Origin of the sequence: Acidovorax sp. (assembly GCF_046294525.1) — a bacterium.
Classification (GTDB): domain Bacteria; phylum Pseudomonadota; class Gammaproteobacteria; order Burkholderiales; family Burkholderiaceae_C; genus Acidovorax.
Window position 1 is genome coordinate 281,786 of the sequence record NZ_JBKBKQ010000001.1, and the last position, 14,133, is coordinate 295,918.

Below are 14,133 nucleotides of genomic sequence, written 5' to 3' on the forward strand. Positions count from 1 at the left end.
TGGATAAGCGCTAGAAGCCAAAAACACTTCAAACCCTGTGAATTGACGGATAGCTACGCGCCAGAGAACCGGTACACGATGGCGCCACGCGCCACCTCGCCCGGTTGCCACCAACGGGTAGGGAAGGCAGGGTGGTTCGGGGCGTCGGGGTACTCCATGGGCTCCAGGCAGATGCCATCGCCGGGTTGCCACAGCCAGCCCTCGCCAGGTGCGCCCACGGCGGGGCGCCCCAGGTCGCGCGCAGGGTCAGCCTTCAGGCCGTGGCCCGCGTACACCTGCACGCCCGGTACGCTGCTCCACACCTCCATGGCGCGGCCACTGACGGGCTCGGCCAGCAACGCGGCCAAGCGCAGGCCTGCGGGCGTGACGGCCGAGGTGGGCATGTGCGGTGGTGAGGCGTGCGCGCGGTCGTCCAGCACCAGGTAATGGTCCAGCCCGCCAGCGCGTGCCAGCTGCTCGTGCGGCTGCGCCACGGCGTCGCCCACGCGGCGCGGTTGAAGAAAATCGAACGGCGTGCCCTGCGCCGGCGCCAGCGCGCCGCTGGGGCACACGTCGGCCTCCAGCGGCACGTAGCGGCTGGCGGGCACCTGCAGGGTGTGGGCGTGCGTGCTGCCTGCGCCAGCCAGATTGAAAAACGCGTGGCCGGTGGGGTTGAACACCGTGGAGGCATCAGCCACCTCGGCGGTCCACGCCATGTGCAAGGCGTTGTCGGGCGCGGCATGCAGCACCAGCTGCAGTCGCACCGAGCCGGGTACGCCATCGTCTTCGGTGCGGAAGGTGTGGCCCAGCACCAGGGTGTCGGGCTGCACATCCTGCACCACAAACACCTGGAACCGGCTGCCGCGCGGGCCGCCATGGTGGTGGTGCGGGCCGCTGTTGGTGGGCAGCTGCAGCGCTGCGCCATCGGGCAATGCCAACTTTCCCTGGCGCAGCCGCCCGGCCCATCGGCCGATGAAGGCGCCCATGGAGAGCTGGCCGTCCAGGTAGCCCTGCAGGCTGTCATAGCCCAGGGCCACATCGACCAGACCGCCCTGCGCGTCGGGCACGGCCACCTGCACCAGGCGGGCGCCGTAGTTGCTCACGGCCACCTGCAGGCCGCCTGCGCCGTGCAGGGTGAAAAGATCGGTGCGCTGGCCATGCAGGTCGCGCTGGAATGCGTCGCGGGAGAGTGTGAAAGCCATGGCGGCAAGTCTATTTGTTGGCAGGCGGCGCGTCGCGCGTCACCAGCCAGATGCCCGCGCACACCAGCACCAGGGCCAGCAGGTTCTTCCACTCCAGCAGCGCCTCGCCCAGAAAGAGTGCCGACAGCGCTGCGCCGAAGATCGGCACCGTGAAGTTGAACACCGTGACCTGGCTCACGCGGTTGTGCTTGAGCAGAATGCTCCACAACGAAAACGCGGCCGAGGACAACAGCGCCAGGTAGATCAGCAGCACGGTCGAGCCCACTGTGAAACCTGTGAGCGAGCCCCCCAGCGCCCAGCCGATGGCCAGCAGCGCCACGCCGCCAATGCCCAGCTGCCAGCCGGTCATCACCACCGAATCCATGCGCTGCGACACCTGCTTGCCGTAGATGCTGGCCGCGGCCAGCACGAAGGCGGCGAACACCACAAAGCCCTCGCCCAGCAGGGTGAAGTCCAGGTCCAGCGTGCCGCGCCCGAGGTTCACCACCATCACACCCACAAAGCCCACCACGCAGCCCCAAAGCTTGGCATGGCTCAGGCGGTCGTTGTGATAGACCCAGTGCGCCAGCAGCACGCTAAAAAACGTGCCCGTGGCATTCATGATGGAGCCCTTGACGCCCGTGGTGTGCGCGAGGCCCACGTAGAAGAACACGTACTGCAGTGTCGTCTGTGCCAACCCCAGCACCACCAGCTGGCGCCCGGCCCCGGGCCCCAGACCCCAGATGGCCTTGCGCGTGGCCACGGCCCAGGCCAGCAGGATCAGCCCCGCGCCCAGAAAGCGCCAGCCTGCGAATACGAGCTGCGTGGGAATGTCATTGCGGACGATGCCAAACCAGGCGTAGCCGGTCTTGATGGCCGGGTACGAGCTGCCCCATAGCAGACAGCACAGCAGCGCCAGCGCCACCACGACCTTGCGGTCGGAAAAACGGGTGTGACCCATGAGAAACGGTCTTTCAAGGACAACAGCCCTTGCAGGCAAGGGCTGTTGGAGGGGAAACACAAGGGGCCATAGCCCCTATAACTTCACGTCACCGGCGCCGGGTTGAACAGCCCCAGCGCGTTGTGCAGCTTCCACTGCTCGGCCCAAGTCTTCTTGCGGCCGCTGGCCACGTCGAGCAGCAGGTGGAACATCTCCCAGCCCAGGTCTTCGATGGTGGCCTCGCCGTCGGCTATCTTGCCCGCGTTGATGTCCATCAGGTCGTGCCAACGGCGCGCCAGGTCGCTGCGCGTGGCCACTTTGACCACGGGGCATTCGGCCAGGCCGTAGGGCGTGCCCCGGCCGGTGGTGAAGACATGCAGGTTCATGCCCGCAGCCAGCTGCAGCGTGCCGCAGATGAAGTCGCTGGCGGGCGTGGCGGCGTACACCAGGCCGCGCTGGTCGCGGCGCAGTTTTTCGCCCGGAGCCAGCACGTGCGCAATGGGCGCAGTGCCGCTCTTGATGATGGAGCCCATGGCCTTCTCGGCGATGTTCGACAGCCCGCCCGCCTTGTTGCCGGGGGTGGTGTTGGCTGCGCGGTCCACACGGCCGCGGTCCAGGTAGCGGTCGTACCAGCCGAGTTCGCGCACGATGGCTTGCGCGACTTCAGGCGTGGCGGCGCGGCTGGTGAGCTGCTCCACGGCGTCGCGCACCTCGGTGTTCTCGCTGAACATCACCGTGGCACCCGCGCGCACCAGCAGGTCTGCGCAAAAGCCCACGGCCGGGTTTGCGGTGACGCCCGAGAACGCATCGCTGCCGCCGCACTGCACGCCCAGCACCAGCTCGCTGGCCGGGAGGGTCTCGCGGCGGCGGGCGTTGAGGCGTTCGAGGTGCGGGCGCGCGCTTTGCACGATGTGGTCGAGCATGGACATGAAGCCGACATGCTCTTCGGCCTGCAGGCACACGGTCTCTGGGCCCAAGGCCGCATCGCGTTCGTCGGTGATGGGAAAGCTGCCCGGGGGCAGCAGGCGGTCGGGTTGCAGCTTTTCGCAACCGAGACTCACCACCATGACCTCGCCGCCAAAGTTGGGGTTGAGGCTGATGTTGCGCAGCGTGCGGATCGGGATGATGGCGTCGGGCGCATCAATGGCCACGCCGCAGCCGTAGGTGTGCTCCAGGCCGATCACATCATCCACATGGGGGTACAGAGGCAGCAGCTCGGCCTTGATGCGGCGCACGGCCTGCGTCACCACACCGGCCACACACTGCACGGTGGTGGTGATGGCCAGGATGTTGCGCGTGCCAACCGAGCCGTCGGCGTTGCGGTAGCCCTCGAAGGTGTAGCCGGTCAAAGGCTCCGGCACCGGCGGCTTCACCGTGGCCATGGGCAGGCCCTCGAGCGCGCGGGCCGAGGGCATCTGCAGCAGGCGTTCGTGCACCCAACTGCCGGCTGAAATATCTTTCAACGCATAGCCGATGGGCACGTTGTAGCGGCGCACCACCTCGCCTTCGGCAATGTTTTGCAGCGCCACCTTATGGCCTTGCGGTACCTTGTCGCGCAGCGCCAGGCCTGCGCCGGGCACCCCGGGAGGCAGCACGGTGCCAGCGGGCAGGCCGCCATCGTTGGCGACGATGGCGACGTTGTCATCCGCGTGCATGCGGATGGTGAGGGCGGGTCGGGTCATCGGTGGTGGGGTCTTGGCAAAGTCGGCAATGCAGCAAAGGTCATGCCTCAGGCTGCAGGGGCAGCATCGTGATCCAGTTCGGATTCAGGCCCACATCGTGCTCTGCCACCTGCGTCAGCGCGCCGCTGGCGGGCGCAATCAAGTGCACGCCGACCCGGTGGCTCAGCTGGCCTGCGGCCAGCAGGTGGCGGCCGTCGGGCGCGATGGCGAAGCCGCGAGGCTGAAGCTGGGTGTGCCAATGTCCGATGGGGTTCAGCAGGCCACTGGTGGCGTCCACGGCAAAGCCCGCCAGTGTGTGGCTGTTGCGCTCGCTGGTGTACAGCCAGCGGCCGTCCGGGCTGAGGTGAATATCAGCAGCCCAGGCCGTACCGACAAAGCCGGGCGGCAGCGTGGGCAGGCTTTGCAACAGCTCCAGGCCGCCGCTTGCTTCGTCCCACGCCAGCACATGCACGAAGGCGTCGAGCTCGCCCAACAGATAGACCCGGTCGCCCCGCGCGTTAAAGCGCAAGTGCCTTGGACCGGTGCCCGCAGGCAGGGCGAAGACAGCGGGCTCGCTTGGCTGCAAAGCCCCCGTGGCCGCATCGAGGCGGTAACGGTGCAGCTGCCCACCACCCAGCGATGCCGCCAGCACAAAACCGTTGCCAGGGCTGGGCAGCGCGCTGTGCGCATGGCGGCCCGTGGCGTAGGTGGCGGCGGCAGCAGCAGCATCCACGACACCATTGGGGCCGATGGGCTGCACAGCCACCAGGTCGGACCCGTACGAGGCTGTAAGCAGCCAGCGTCCCGTGCCATCCGTGGCCACATGGGCCATGCTGGCAGGTAGCGGCGCCTCGCCCAGCACCTCGGCGCGGCCTGCGCGGCTGTCCACGGCCAGCGTGACCACAGCCAGCGGATCGCTGCGCCGAGCGACATACAGGCGGGTGCTGTCGGGACTCAATGCCATGGGCATGAGCTGGCCACCCAGAGGCAGTACCTGCTCGGTGCGCAGCTGGCCCGTGTGGGACGCCAGATGAAGCACGTGCAACTCGCCGCTGTCGGCGCAAGAAACCAAAACCAGGGTATCGCTCATCGAACAAGCCCCATGGTCAGAGCCCCATCGCGCGCGGCAGCGACAGCGAGATGGCCGGCACGTAGGTGATCATCAGTAGCACCACAAACAGCGCCGTAAAGAACGGCAGCATGGCGCGCGAGACGATGCCAAGCGGCAGCTTAGCCACGGCCGCACCGGTGAACAGCACCGTGCCCACGGGCGGCGTGATGAGACCGATGCCCAGGTTGACCATCATGATCATGCCGAAGTGCACCGGGTCCACGCCCAGCAGCTTGACCACGGGCAGCAGGATGGGCGTGAGGATGAGGATGAGGGGCGACATGTCCATCAGGCAGCCCAGCAGCAGCAGCATGATATTGATCAGCGCAAGGATGACGTACTTGTTGTCCGACAGGCTGGTGAGGAACATGGTGACCTTCATGGGGATCATCATCATCGTCATGAGGTAGCCAAACGCTGCCGCAAAGCCGATGAGGATCATCACCACGGTCACCGTCTTCACGGTGCGGTGCACCAGCTTGGGCAGGTCGCGCCAGCGGTAGTCGCGGTAGATGAACATGGTCACGAAGAACGCCCACAGCACCGCAATCGACGCCGATTCGTTGGCAGTGAACACGCCCGACAGGATGCCGCCCAGGATGATGACCATGGTCATCAGGCCCCACAGGGCTTCCACACAGATCTTGAGCGCCTGCTTGAGCGGGATGACCTCGCCCTTGGGGTAGCCCTGCCTGTGGGCCGTGAACAGGCACAGGCCCGCCAGCGTGAGCCCCAGCATCAGCCCTGGCAGCACGCCGGCCATGAACAGCGCAGCAATGGACACGGAGCCCCCCGCTGCCAGCGAATACAGCACCGCGTTGTGGCTGGGCGGGATGAGGATGGCCTGCACCGAGCCGCTGACGGTAACGGCCGTGGCGAACGGGCGTGGGTAGCCCTGCTTTTCCATCTGCGGAATCAGCACCGAACCGATGGAGGCCGTGTCGGCCACCGACGAGCCCGAGATGGCGCCAAAGAACGTGGAAGCCAGGATGTTGACCAGCGACAGCCCGCCGCGGATAAAACCCACCAGCACGCCCGCAAACGCCACCAGCCGCCGCGCCATGCCGCCTTCGGCCATGATGGCGCCGGCCAGCACAAAAAACGGAATCGCCAGCAGCGAGAACTTGTTGACGCCCGAGGCGAGCTGGATCATCACCGCGTCCAGCGGCAGCTCGATCCACAGTGCACCGGCCAGCGCCGCCAGGCCCAGCGAATAGGCAATGGGCACGCCAATCATCATCAGCACGAAGAACGTGCCCAGCAGTACGAGGGTGTCCATGGTCAGGCTCCGTCAGCGAGTTCTTCGTAGCGCACGATGCGCCGATGGGCCTGCGTGCCGAACACCATTTTTTCCAGCACGAACAGCAGCGTCACTGCCGCGCCGATGGGCAGCGATGCATACGTGGCACCCACGGGCAGCCAGGGTAGTTCGGCAATGCCCTGCCCCCAGGTTTCAATGCAGAGGTTGGTGCCATACCAGGCCACAAAGCCGCAGATGACCAGCATGAGCAAGTCCACCACCGTGCCCAACACGTGTTGCACAGCACGGGGCAGTTTTTCGGTGAGCATGTTGACGGCAATGTGGCCGCCCGCCCGGTAGGCTGCTGCGGCGCCGATGAAGGTGAACACCATCATGAGCAGGATGGCGATGGGCTCGGGCCATTGAGACCCCGTGCCCATCACGTAGCGACTGAACACGCCCCACGGGATGATCAGCGACATGAAGAAGATGGCCGTGCCGGCGGCCCAGATGGTGGCCAGATACAGGCGGTCCATCCAGCGCAAGAAGGGGTGGTCCATACGAATGGGTCCAGGAGAGGTCCAGGGGGCAAGGAAAAAGGCGCAGGCGCCCCACCAGGAGCTTTGCCTGCGCAAGACGTGAACGGTGGTGCTTACTTCACCGCCTCGATGCGCTTCATAAGGTCCGCATAGTTGGCGCCGTACTTGGCGCGCACGGGGGCTGTGGCGTCAAAGAACGGCTTGTTGTCCACAGTGATGAACTCCACACCTGCCGCCTTGAGCTTGGCGGTGTAGTCCTCCACACTCTTGTCCCACAGCGCGCGCTGCTCCATCTGGGCTTCGCGCCCAAACTTCTTCAGGAGGGCCTGGTCATCCTTGCTGAGCTTGTCCCACGTCACCTTCGACACCACCAGCAACTCGGGGATGATCAGGTGGTTGGTCTGCGTGTAGAACTTGGCGCCCGTGCTGTAGTGGTTGCTGGTGAAGAAGCTGGGCGCATTGTTTTCAGCGCCATCCACCACGCCGGTCTGCAAGGCGGTGAACACTTCGCCGTAACCCATCGAGATGCCGTTGCCGCCCATGGCATTCATGGTGTCCACGAACAGCGGGTTGCCCATCATGCGCACCTTCTGGCCCTTGAGGTCGGAGGGGCTGCGCACAGGCTTCTTGGTGTACAGGCTGCGCGATCCGCCGTCCATCCAGCCGATGGCCACCAGCTTGGCGGGCGATGCGCTGATCTTGGCCAGCAGTTCGTCGCCAATCGCGCCGTCGATCACCGCGCGCATGTGGTCCTGGCTGCGGAACACGAAGGGCATGTTGAACACGTTCACCTCCGGCACCACCGTTCCCACCGGGCCGAGCGAAGTGCGCAGGATGTTGATGGCGCCGAACTGCGTCTGCTCGATCATTTCCTTCTCGCCGCCCAGCACGCCGCCGGGGAAGGTCTGGATCTTCAGGCGGCCTTGCGTGGCGGCTTCGAGCTTTTTGCCCATGTTTTCCACCGCCACCACATTGGGGTAACCGGCGGGGTGCACGTCGGCCGCCTTCAGCACCATGGACTGGGCCTGGGCGGCAAGGGGAAGCATTGCCATCGCGGCCACAGCGGCGGCGCAGGCAGTCAGCAGGGATCGGCGAAAGGTCATGGTTTGTCTCCGGTGGAATGGTTTTTGAGAGATGTGGAATGGACTGAAATCCCGGCGCCGGGGTCATTCGAAAGGACCAGTGCGCACGAACGGACCGCCCTGGTAGATCACGGCGGGGTCGGTCATGTCGGGATGCGGGTCGGCCGCCTCCACTTTCGCGCGGAAGGGCTCAGAGCTGTCCTCTGGGCGGTAGCCGATGTGGCGCGCCAGGGTGTTGTCCCACCAGGTAGTGGTGTTATCGCCCATGCCATAGATGATGCTGTGGCCTACCACTGGCGCCGTGAGGCTGGCGACCACCAGGCGCTCCAAGTCGTCGTAGCTCATCCAAGTGGCCAGCATGCGGCGGTTGCGCGGCTCGGGAAAGGATGAGCCAATGCGCAGGCACACGGTCTCGATACCGTAACGGTCGAAGTAGAAGCGCGAGAGGTCTTCGCCAAACGCCTTTGAAACGCCGTAAAGCCCATCGGGCCGCGCAGGGTCGCGCAGGCCCACGACTTCGTCCTGGCGATAGAAACCGGTGACATGGTTGGAGCTGGCAAACACCACGCGCTTGACGCCCTGCTTGCGCGCCGCTTCGTACAAGTTAAAGACGCCCACGATGTTGGCGTGCAAGATGGGCTCCCAGGGCTGCTCGGTGGACACGCCGCCCAGATGCACCACAGCCTGAACACCCGCCAGCAGGGCCAGCATGGCGCCTGCATCTTCGAGCCGTGCAGGGCGCAGCTCTTCACCCTCGCTGGCGGCGCCCAGGTCAGCGATGTCGGAAATGCGCAGCGTGGCGCAATAAGCCTTGAGCCTTGGGCGCAGCTGCCGCCCCAGCCCTCCCGCGGCACCAGTCAACAGAAGTCGTTGGAATCGGATCGGCGTCGGGTGGCAGGGCATGGCAGTGGCGAAGGTTCTTGGTACAGTGGCGTTACACGGGGTTGCACGTCATCAGTTGTCGTACAACAATGCGGCAATGTACCCGTCTCTCCGTCGCCGCCACATAGGGATAACACCGAGAATGAACACCGATACCCTGCTCCGCCGCAAGCCCCGCACCCTGGCCCTGGAGCTGGTTGAGTCACTGGGCGACCGCATCCGCGACGGCCGGTTGGCGCTGGGCGCCAAGCTGCCCACAGAGGCAGCGATCATGGACGAGTTCAGCGTGAGCCGCACGGTGGTGCGCGAGGCAATTTCCAAGCTGCAGGCGTCGGGGCTGGTGGAAACGCGCCACGGCATCGGCACGTTTGTATTGGGCCTGGGGCAGGCCCCGGGCTTCAAGATTACGCCAGACCAAGTCAGCACGCTGCGCGATGTGATTGCCGTGCTGGAACTGCGCATCGGTGTGGAAACCGAAGCCGCGGCCCTGGCCGCGCAGCGACGCACCGACGCCAACTTGGCAACCATGCGCGAGGCGCTGAATGCCGTGGCGTCGGCCGTGGACGCAGGACGGGATGCAGTGGCGGCGGATTTCCAGTTCCATCTGGAAATCGCCCGTGCGACACAGAACAGCCACTTTGCCGAGCTGATGGGCACGCTGGGCAGCATGATCATTCCCCGCGCGCGGCTGGATGCCACCGACGCACTGAACGACGAGCGTCGCCAATACCTGCGCCGTGTAAACGGCGAACACGAGAGCATCTACGATGCCATCGTGGCGCAAGACCCGGACGCCGCACGCGCCGCCATGCGCACCCACCTGGCCAACAGCCGCGAGCGCCGCCGCCGCGCGCAGGCCGAAGCCAGCTGATATCAGAGACCCGCTGCAGCGACCAACCGCTCGGCGCTGCGGCCGAAGCAACTGCGCCGATACCTGCTACAGGGAGCTCCGCTACAGCTGACTCCCGATACCAAAACCTCTCGCATTGTTGTACGATGACATACAACAAAATATCATTCTGTCACCGCTTTGAGCGCGGCATGTGCCCGGCCGCGGGCGTTACGCAAGCGACTGCCACGTACTCCCATCGTGCCGTGCACGGGCCTCGTACCAACTTTCTTCCACCACCAACCACACCACCACAGCCATGCATGCAAACCTGATCGGCGGCGCCTGGATCGACGGCGTCCGCACCTACCAGAACACCAACCCCTCTGACACACGCGACGTGATTGGCGACTACGCCGTGGCCAGCCGTGAGCAGGCGCTCGATGCCGTGGCCGCCGCACACGCTGCTTTCCCGGCATGGAGCCTGTCCACCCCACAGCAGCGCTTTGACATCCTAGATGCCGTGGGCAACGAAATCATCGCCCGCAAGGCCGAGCTGGGCGACCTGCTGGCCCGCGAGGAAGGCAAGACCCTGCCCGAAGCGATTGGCGAAGTGGGCCGCGCCGCCGCCATCTTCAAGTTCTTTGCTGGTGAGGCGCTGCGCCCCGGTGGCGAGATGATCCCATCCGTGCGCCCTGGCGTGGGCATCGAGATCACACGCGAGCCGCTAGGCGTGATCGGCATCATCACGCCGTGGAACTTCCCCATCGCCATCCCGGCCTGGAAGATTGCCCCCGCCCTGGCCTACGGCAACACGGTGGTGTTCAAACCCGCTGAAGTGGTGCCAGGCTCTGCCTGGGCGCTGGCCGACATCCTGCACCGCGCGGGCCTGCCCGCCGGTGTGTTCAACCTGGTGATGGGCAGGGGATCGGACGTGGGCGCCGTGCTGCTGGAAGACGAACGCATTGCGGGCGTGAGCTTTACCGGCTCGGTCGGCACCGGCCAGCGTGTGGCCGCCGCCTGCGTGCCGCGCGGTGCCAAGGTGCAGCTGGAGATGGGCGGCAAGAACCCGTTTGTGGTGCTGGACGACGCCGACCTGAACGTTGCTGTGGGCGCCGCCATCAACAGCGGGTTCTTCTCGACCGGCCAGCGCTGCACCGCCAGCAGTCGCGTGATCGTGACCGAAGGCATCCACGACCGCTTCGTGGCCGCCATGGTCGAGAAAATGAAGACCTTGAAGGTGGACGACGCCCGCAGGGCTGGCACCGACATCGGCCCCGTGGTGGACGACCGCCAGCTCGCGCAAGACCTGGAATACATCGGCATCGGCCAGCAGGAAGGCGCCAAGCTCACCTACGGCGGCGAAGCCCTGGAGAAGAACGCCGACGGCGCGCCCGGCTACTACCTGCGCCCCGCCCTGTTCACCGAGACCACGCCCGGCATGCGCATCAACCGCGAAGAAATCTTCGGCCCCGTGGTGAGCGTGTTGCGCGCCAAGAACTACGAAGAGGCCCTGGCCCTGGCCAACGACACGCCCTTCGGCCTGGCCAGCGGCATTGCCACCACCAGCCTCAAGCACGCCACGCACTTCAAGCGCCACGCGCAAGCCGGCATGGTGATGGTGAACCTGCCCACGGCGGGCGTGGACTACCACGTGCCCTTCGGCGGCCGCAAGGGCAGCAGCTACGGCCCACGCGAGCAAGGGCGTTACGCGGCGGAGTTCTACACCACGGTGAAGACGGCGTACACGCAAGCGTGAAGCGGCCAGCCCGCAACCCACCGGACAGGCGGCGCAGCGGGTTGCTGAAAATATGAGGAAAAAATAGGCCCTGCCGCTCTACCACATTGCGTCACAAGCTATACATTTAATAGCAAGCAGAACGCACGGGGCCTATCTCCTGATGGGAGGCTCGCCCCTCCCCCATGCCGGCCTCAGCGCGGGACTGGATCCCCTCCGCTATCATCGCGCCCCATGACCGCCCCCCGACGAACCTTTGCTGCGCTGCGCCTGTGGGTGCTCGCATGGTTCGTGGCGTCAATGGGGGTGGCCATTGCATCGCCGCTAGCGCACCCGCAATCCTTTGAGGTGATCTGCTCGGGCGCGGGCACCATCAAGCTGCTGGTGCAGACCGACGATGGCACCGTCGAAATGGGCGCGATGGGCATGGACTGCCCCTTGTGCTCCACCCCCAGCGCCCCGCCACCCACACCGGCAGCCGCCGTGCTGCCACCCCATCCCCTGGCCCATGCGCTGCAGCCTGTAGAGGCTGCCCGCATCGCGGCCGCCACTGCGGCGCCCCTGCCCGCACGCGGGCCCCCATCGCGCTCTTGATCTGAAGCTTGTTGGCAGTGCCCGGTACCTGGTGGTCGGGTGCTGCCCTGTTCCCGCTGTTTTCCAGATCGCGCAGCCCTGCGTGCAACTCACGCAGGCCCGGCTGCGCTGTCGCCTCAAGACAAGAGCGTTTTCATGTCCTGTATTTCCTTTGCTTCGCGCAGCGCTGCGGCCTTGCCGCGCCTGCCCCTTTCCCCTCTGTGCCTGGGCGTGCTTGCCACCTGCGCGCTGGCCTCGGCCGCCACCCATGCACAGCAGCCCACTACACCCACATTGCAGGCCGTGGACGTGGTCGATGCCACTGCATCCCCCAACGGCAAACTCAACCTGGACACCCCCGTGGACACCGGCAGCCGCCTGGGCCTGACGGTGCGCGAGAACCCCGCCTCCGTCACCGTGGTAGACCGCGCCACCATCGACGCACGCGGCGCACAGGACACGCAGGAAATTCTGCGCGCCGTGCCGGGCGTGGTGGCGCACAACGCGCCGGGTTCGATGTCCGCGCACTACCGGGGCTTTACCAGCAACTCGGTGGCGCAGCTCTACAACGGCATCAACCCGCAATACGGCAGCGCCACGCGCGCGGTCGATAGCTGGATCTACGACCGCGTGGAAGCCATCGGCGGTGCCTCAAGCTTTTTGTACGGCTCGGGCGGAGTGGGTGGCTCCATCAACTACATCACCAAGACGGCCGAGCGCAGCGACTTTGCCGAAGGCCAAGTGCGCCTGGGCTCGTACGACCTGAAAGAAGTGTCTGTGGGCTTGAACCGCCGCATCGCAGGCGGCGACGGCACTGCAGGCCCCACGCACTACGCACGCATCGACCTCAACCACCGCGACGCAGGCAGCTGGACCGAGGGCACCAAGACGCAGTCCACCCAGCTCGCTACCTCGCTGCTGTCGGACCTGGGCGGCGGCTTCAGCCACACGCTGGCCTACGAATACCAGAAGGACCATGTGGACCGCCCTTACTGGGGCACGCCGGTGCTGAACCCTGCCGTGGGCGCGCTGACCATCGACCCCGCCACGCGCTTCAAGAACTACAACAGCGCCGACGGCATGTACGAGCACCGCGTGCAGTGGCTGCGCTCGGTGGCGCAATGGCGCGTGTCCGATGCGCTGCAGCTCAAGAACACGCTCTACGTGTACGACGCGCTGCGCGACTATCGCAACGTGGAGATCTACACCTTCAACGCCACCAACACTGCCGTCACCCGCACCTCCCCCCTGCTCCAGCGGCACGACCAGCAACTGCTGGGCAACCGCATTGAAGGCACGTACCTGGGGCAACTGGCTGGCAGGAAAAGCGACTGGGCGTTTGGCCTGGACGTGAGCGTGAACAAGCAAACCCGATTCCCGCTGGGCCCGTCGGTCACCGTAAGCACGGTCAACCCCTACAACTTCTCCACCGAGAACTTCTTCAGCATCACTGGCATCTCGCCCGTCTGGAGCCCCGACAAGGACAACAAGATCACCAACACCGCGCTGTACCTGGAAAACCGCACGGCCGTGGTGCCTGGCGTGAATCTGATCACCGCGCTGCGGCACGAGCGCATCGATCTCGACCTGGTGAACCGCCGCGCCGTCACAGCCACCGCGCCCGCCACCTTCAGCCGCAGCTACAGCCCCACCACTGGCCGCCTGGGCGTGGTGTGGGACATTGCGCCTGGCGCCAACCTGTATGCGCAGGCCTCCAACGCGGCCGACCCACCCTCGGGCTCGCTGGCCTCGGCCTCGTTTGCCGATGTGCGCAACAACAGCGAACTGACCACCGGCCGCCAGGTCGAGGTGGGCAGCAAGTTTGACTTCTTGGACGGCAAGGGCAGCGCCACGGTGGCGGCCTTTGACATCCGCCGCAAGAACATCGCTTCGCAAGATCCGTCCAACCCCAATCTCACGGTGCTGGTGGGCGAGCAGTCGTCCAAGGGCATCGAGCTGTCGGCCGGTATCCGCCCCACGCCGCAATGGCAGCTGCAGGGCAACCTGTCGCTGATCCGTGCGCGGTATGAAAACTTCGTGCAGGGCGGTGTATCGCGCGCGGGCAACGTGCCGCAACTGGTGCCACAGCAGGTCGCCAACCTGTGGGCCTCGTACGCGATCACCCCCAACGTCACCGCCAGCGCGGGTGTGCGCCATGTGGGCAAGGTGTATGGCAATGCGGCCAACACCAAGTTCTGGCCGTCATACACGCTTCTCGACCTGGGCCTGGCCTGGAAGGTCAACAAGTCCACCACTCTCACGGGCCGCGTGCGCAACGCTACCGACCGCATCTACGCGGCCGAGACGCGCGACCAGGTCTACCTGGGCGCACCGCGCACGCTGGACGTGACGCTACACACCGCGTTCTGACGCAGGCG

The 14,133-nt window shown here is 65.9% G+C and carries 12 protein-coding genes; 4 read left to right on the forward strand and 8 right to left on the reverse strand.

Annotation, left to right across the window (positions count from 1 at the left end):
- Positions 1-53 precede the first annotated feature (53 nt).
- The 8 genes from ACK4HJ_RS01270 to ACK4HJ_RS01305 all read right to left on the reverse strand — a co-directional run bounded on the left by ACK4HJ_RS01270 (position 54) and on the right by ACK4HJ_RS01305 (position 8,636).
- A complete protein-coding gene (locus ACK4HJ_RS01270) occupies positions 54-1,181 on the reverse strand; it encodes an aldose epimerase family protein (protein ID WP_409826968.1) in 1,128 nt (375 codons plus the stop codon).
- A 10-nt stretch (positions 1,182-1,191) separates the two neighbouring features.
- Positions 1,192-2,121 carry a DMT family transporter gene (locus tag ACK4HJ_RS01275; protein WP_409826969.1) on the reverse strand — a complete coding sequence of 310 codons (930 nt, stop codon included), beginning with the start codon at positions 2,119-2,121 and terminating at the stop codon, positions 1,192-1,194.
- An 83-nt stretch (positions 2,122-2,204) separates the two neighbouring features.
- Positions 2,205-3,782 carry a galactarate dehydratase gene (garD, locus tag ACK4HJ_RS01280; protein WP_409826971.1) on the reverse strand — a complete coding sequence of 526 codons (1,578 nt, stop codon included), beginning with the start codon at positions 3,780-3,782 and terminating at the stop codon, positions 2,205-2,207.
- A gap of 40 nt (positions 3,783-3,822) precedes the next feature.
- Complete coding sequence (locus ACK4HJ_RS01285; protein WP_409826973.1) at positions 3,823-4,851, reverse strand: lactonase family protein; 1,029 nt, start codon at positions 4,849-4,851, stop codon at positions 3,823-3,825.
- 16 nt (positions 4,852-4,867) lie between these two features.
- Positions 4,868-6,151 carry a TRAP transporter large permease gene (locus tag ACK4HJ_RS01290; RefSeq protein ID WP_409826974.1) on the reverse strand — a complete coding sequence of 428 codons (1,284 nt, stop codon included), beginning with the start codon at positions 6,149-6,151 and terminating at the stop codon, positions 4,868-4,870.
- 2 nt (positions 6,152-6,153) lie between these two features.
- On the reverse strand, positions 6,154-6,672 hold the full coding sequence (locus tag ACK4HJ_RS01295; protein ID WP_409826976.1) for a TRAP transporter small permease: 519 nt from the start codon (positions 6,670-6,672) through the stop codon (positions 6,154-6,156).
- A 92-nt stretch (positions 6,673-6,764) separates the two neighbouring features.
- Positions 6,765-7,754, reverse strand: coding sequence for a TRAP transporter substrate-binding protein (locus ACK4HJ_RS01300; RefSeq protein ID WP_409826978.1), 990 nt, complete (start codon positions 7,752-7,754; stop codon positions 6,765-6,767).
- A gap of 63 nt (positions 7,755-7,817) precedes the next feature.
- The gene (locus ACK4HJ_RS01305) at positions 7,818-8,636 is read right to left on the reverse strand and encodes an NAD-dependent epimerase/dehydratase family protein (RefSeq protein WP_409826980.1); all 819 of its coding nucleotides are present in this window, start codon (positions 8,634-8,636) and stop codon (positions 7,818-7,820) included.
- A 121-nt stretch (positions 8,637-8,757) separates the two neighbouring features.
- Between ACK4HJ_RS01305 and ACK4HJ_RS01310 the strand changes: the two genes are divergently transcribed.
- The 4 genes from ACK4HJ_RS01310 (at position 8,758) to ACK4HJ_RS01325 (ending at position 14,125) form a co-directional block, all read left to right on the forward strand.
- A complete protein-coding gene (locus tag ACK4HJ_RS01310) occupies positions 8,758-9,486 on the forward strand; it encodes a FadR/GntR family transcriptional regulator (protein ID WP_409826981.1) in 729 nt (242 codons plus the stop codon).
- Positions 9,487-9,763: 277 nt separating this feature from the next.
- Positions 9,764-11,203, forward strand: coding sequence for an aldehyde dehydrogenase family protein (locus ACK4HJ_RS01315; protein ID WP_409826983.1), 1,440 nt, complete (start codon positions 9,764-9,766; stop codon positions 11,201-11,203).
- A gap of 213 nt (positions 11,204-11,416) precedes the next feature.
- Complete coding sequence (locus ACK4HJ_RS01320; RefSeq protein ID WP_409826985.1) at positions 11,417-11,776, forward strand: DUF2946 family protein; 360 nt, start codon at positions 11,417-11,419, stop codon at positions 11,774-11,776.
- Between the two features lie 135 nt (positions 11,777-11,911).
- Entirely contained in the window at positions 11,912-14,125 is a 2,214-nt protein-coding gene (locus ACK4HJ_RS01325; RefSeq protein WP_409826987.1) for a TonB-dependent receptor, read from the forward strand.
- The last annotated feature ends 8 nt before the right edge of the window (positions 14,126-14,133 follow it).